Origin of the sequence: Ruoffia sp. FAM 20857 (assembly GCF_045528645.1) — a bacterium.
Taxonomy (GTDB): domain Bacteria; phylum Bacillota; class Bacilli; order Lactobacillales; family Aerococcaceae; genus Ruoffia; species Ruoffia halotolerans.
Window position 1 is genome coordinate 1 of the sequence record NZ_JBGQRB010000084.1, and the last position, 3,537, is coordinate 3,537.

The following is a 3,537-nucleotide window of genomic DNA, read 5'->3' on the forward strand; positions in this document are numbered from 1 at the left end:
CATCGATTGCACACAAACGGAACACGATTCCACGGAAATCCTTACACTACCGAACACCGTTGGAAGTATTTTTGAGTTACTTAGATGAAGCAGTTTTGTCTAGCTTAATTTGACAAATCAAATAAATTAAAGCAAAATATTAGACAAACCTAAAAAAATAAGGTTGACCAAAATATTTTTAGAGGTTATACTAAAATTAGAAAAATTTAGTTTTTAAAGGAGGTTTTTATTTGTTAACTGTAAAAAAATTATCTGTTGCGTACTGCGATACACCGGTATTCAATAATTTATCCGTCCATTTTAATGCAGGGAAGATTACTGGCATTATCGGACCTAATGGATCTGGTAAATCTACTTTAATCAAGGCAATATTGGGTCTTATTCATCCAAAATCAGGTAGTAGCGCGCTTGATGGTCATTCAATGGCAACAGTAAAAAAGAAGGTTGCCTATGTAGAGCAACGAAAGGATTTAGATCTCAGTTTTCCAATCAATGTCTATGATTTGGTTTTAACTGGTAGTTATGGAAAACTGGGATTGTTTAAGACTCCAGGAAAAAGCGAACGTGTTGCTTGTGATGCAGCTCTTGAGCAAGTTAAAATGACTGACTTTGCTAATCGGCAAATAGGTAATTTGTCAGGCGGACAATTACAGCGGGTATTCGTAGCTCGAGCAATTTTACAACAGGCAGAAATTGTTGTCTTAGATGAACCTTTTGTTGGAATTGATGTGGAAAGTGAGCGTGCCATCATGGCTATTTTAAAACAATGGCGAGACGAACAAAAAACCATTATCGTTATCCATCACGATTTAAATAAAGTTTATGATTACTTTGATGAATTAGTCATTATGAATCACGGAATCATTGACTTTGGGCCAACTCAAGAAGTCTACAATTCGAAGAATATCAGTAAAGCATTCAGTGATGACTTATCTTCAGTTCTATTTCAGGAGGTGAATTGAATGACTGCTCTCTCGGATTTTTTTCAAGCGTTAGGAAAATATGATTTCCTTCAAAGTGCATTAATCACTGCAATAATGGTGGGGATTATGTCTGGGATTATTGGGAGTTTCATCATTCTACGAGGAATGTCTTTGATGGGGGACGCTATTTCTCATTCAGTATTGCCAGGGGTTGCTGTTGCTTATATGTTAGGTATAAATATCTTGATTGGAGCATCTATTTTTGGTGTACTAGCTGCAATGTTAATCGGCTACGTGGCTTCTCATAGTAAAATCAAAGTAGATACTGCAATAGGGGTTGTCTTCAGCTTCTTTTATGCATTGGGATTCATTTTAATCTCTATGGCCGAAAGCTCAACCAATCTACACCATATTTTATTTGGAAACATTCTAGCTGTTAGTAATAGTGATATGATCACAACGGCAATTGTTTTAGGAATTGTGATTATTTTTGTACAAGTATTTTATAAAGAATTGTTAATCACTTCCATTGATCAGACCTTCGCTAAAACATATGGATTAAATACCCAACTAATCCACTATAGCCTTATGCTCGTCTTAACGCTAGTAACCGTATCAGCATTACAAACTGTCGGAATCATCTTAGTAGTGGCCATGTTAATTACGCCAGCTGCAACAGCATACTTTTGGACCGACCGCTTGTCCGTGATGCTTGTTTTCTCCGCTATATTTGGTGTTGTCGCATCAATTTGTGGTTTGTACTTCAGCTACACATTCAACTGGGCTTCTGGTCCAGCGATTGTTATTGTCGCAGCAGGGTTATTCTTAATTTCCTTTATCTTCTCACCAAAACAAAACTTGTTACATATACACAAAAATAGAAAAGAGGCGTAAATATGAAAAGAATATTAGTAACCATCGTAGTAGTGATCGCAACCGTCGCCGGAGTAATCTTTTTTGTCAACGGACGAAGTGGAGATTCCAAACAATCAACAGATTCCAAAAAAATCAGCGTAGTAACTACAAACTCGATTTTGGAAGACATGGTTAAAAATGTGGCTAAAGATCGCGTTGAACTATATAGTATTGTTCAACGCGGCGTGGATCCCCACGAGTATGAACCTAAACCGGAAGATATCTCAAAAGCAACAGATGCAACAGTTTTATTTCACAACGGACTGAATTTAGAAACTGGCGGTAGTGGTTGGTTCAAGAAGTTGGTAAGCACTGCTCATAAAGAATTCGATAAAGATGTTTTCGCCGCCAGTGAAGGTGTAACACCGGAGCACTTAACAACCAACGTCGAAGAAGAAGATCCTCATGCCTGGCTTGATTTAGCCAATGGTGTTCAATACGTCAAAACAATCACCAAAGTCTTAAAGGAAAAAGATTCAAAAAATGCAGATTATTACCAAACTAATTCTGATGCTTATATCAAAAAATTACAAAAGTTACATGAGGAAGCGCAATCAAAATTTCTCGATATTCCTGAATCACAGCGTTTATTGGTCACCTCAGAGGGTGCCTTCAAATACTTCTCAAAAGCCTATCATGTTGCGCCAGCTTACATTTGGGAAATCAATACCGAATCTCAAGGTACTCCCGAACAAATGAAAGCTGTGTTAGCTAAAATAGAAAACTCTGATGTCAAACATTTGTTCGTAGAAACCTCTGTTTCATCTAAGTCAATGAATAAAGTTGCCGATGAAACGGGATTAGAAATTTATTCCAAAATTTTTACTGATTCATTAGCAAAAGAAGGTTCCGAAGGCGATACCTACTATACAATGATGAAATGGAATCTAAACAAAATTCATGATGGTCTAGCTTAGCAATGTTAAAAACATATTGATATTTTAAAGTTTCCCTCTAAGTAATTATTCTTGTAGTTTATTTAGAGGGACGACTTTTGATGATTGAGCGGTCCTCAGATATCTCATTACGATAAGATATCATCAAAAGACAAATTATTACTTAGCTAATTTTTTTCTTAGGATTATTTTTAGATATGTTACATAAAGACACCCCAGTTTAATAACGTAGGATGCTACTGATTTTACTTGAAAGGAGAACTAACATTGACACCAACCCAAGAAAAGTATCTGCTAGTTATTGACAAACTTAGTAAAGATAAAAAGTTGGTAAGAAATAGACAGGTTGCTGATATCCTAGAGGTCAAGCCTTCTTCTGTTACAGAAATAATGGATAGACTGGTAAATCAAAATATGATTCAGCACATTTCTTATCAAGGTGTTTTTTTAACATCCTCGGGTGAGGAACAAGTAGCTTTACTTAAAGAAAGACGTCTCATACTCTCAACTTTCTTAACATCATATCTCGGCATTTCTAGAACTGAGGCACCAGAAATTATAAATGAACTCCTACAAATTCATAGCTCTCTATTTTTTGAAAGACTTAAATGTTATATAGAACAGGAGACTATTGAAAGTCGTATCCAATATGATAAATACTTTTCATAAAATAAGTTGGAATGGCAACAGTTTTTTTGACAAATTTTATAAGGTGCAGAACTTCTTTCCGTATGCTATTCCGATTGTCCTTGACAATGAGCCTCCTCGGATGTGACGATCTTCGGCAGGAGCTAACAGTTAAA

At 36.0% G+C, this 3,537-nt stretch carries 4 protein-coding genes and 1 pseudogene; all 5 read left to right on the top strand.

The features are described from left to right. Positions 1-113: pseudogene (locus ACEN4N_RS11140) on the top strand (IS30 family transposase); the annotation flags it as partial. 117 nt (positions 114-230) lie between these two features. Continuing rightward, complete coding sequence (locus tag ACEN4N_RS11145) at positions 231-962, top strand: metal ABC transporter ATP-binding protein (protein ID WP_407090906.1); 732 nt, start codon at positions 231-233, stop codon at positions 960-962. After that, positions 963-1,817, top strand: a complete 855-nt coding sequence (locus ACEN4N_RS11150; RefSeq protein WP_138405517.1) for a metal ABC transporter permease — start codon at positions 963-965, stop codon at positions 1,815-1,817. It abuts the gene before it with no gap. Between the two features lie 2 nt (positions 1,818-1,819). After that, a complete protein-coding gene (locus ACEN4N_RS11155) occupies positions 1,820-2,755 on the top strand; it encodes a metal ABC transporter solute-binding protein, Zn/Mn family (protein ID WP_138405516.1) in 936 nt (311 codons plus the stop codon). Between the two features lie 246 nt (positions 2,756-3,001). After that, entirely contained in the window at positions 3,002-3,403 is a 402-nt protein-coding gene (locus tag ACEN4N_RS11160) for a metal-dependent transcriptional regulator (RefSeq protein ID WP_071862912.1), read from the top strand. Positions 3,404-3,537: the final 134 nt, after the last annotated feature.

What these genes read in the sequence shown, in the direction of transcription:
- ACEN4N_RS11150 (WP_138405517.1), top strand. Translation starts at nt 963, where the DNA reads ATGACTGCTCTCTCGGATTTTTTTCAAGCGTTAGGAAAATATGATTTC.
- ACEN4N_RS11155 (WP_138405516.1), top strand. Translation starts at nt 1,820, where the DNA reads ATGAAAAGAATATTAGTAACCATCGTAGTAGTGATCGCAACCGTCGCC.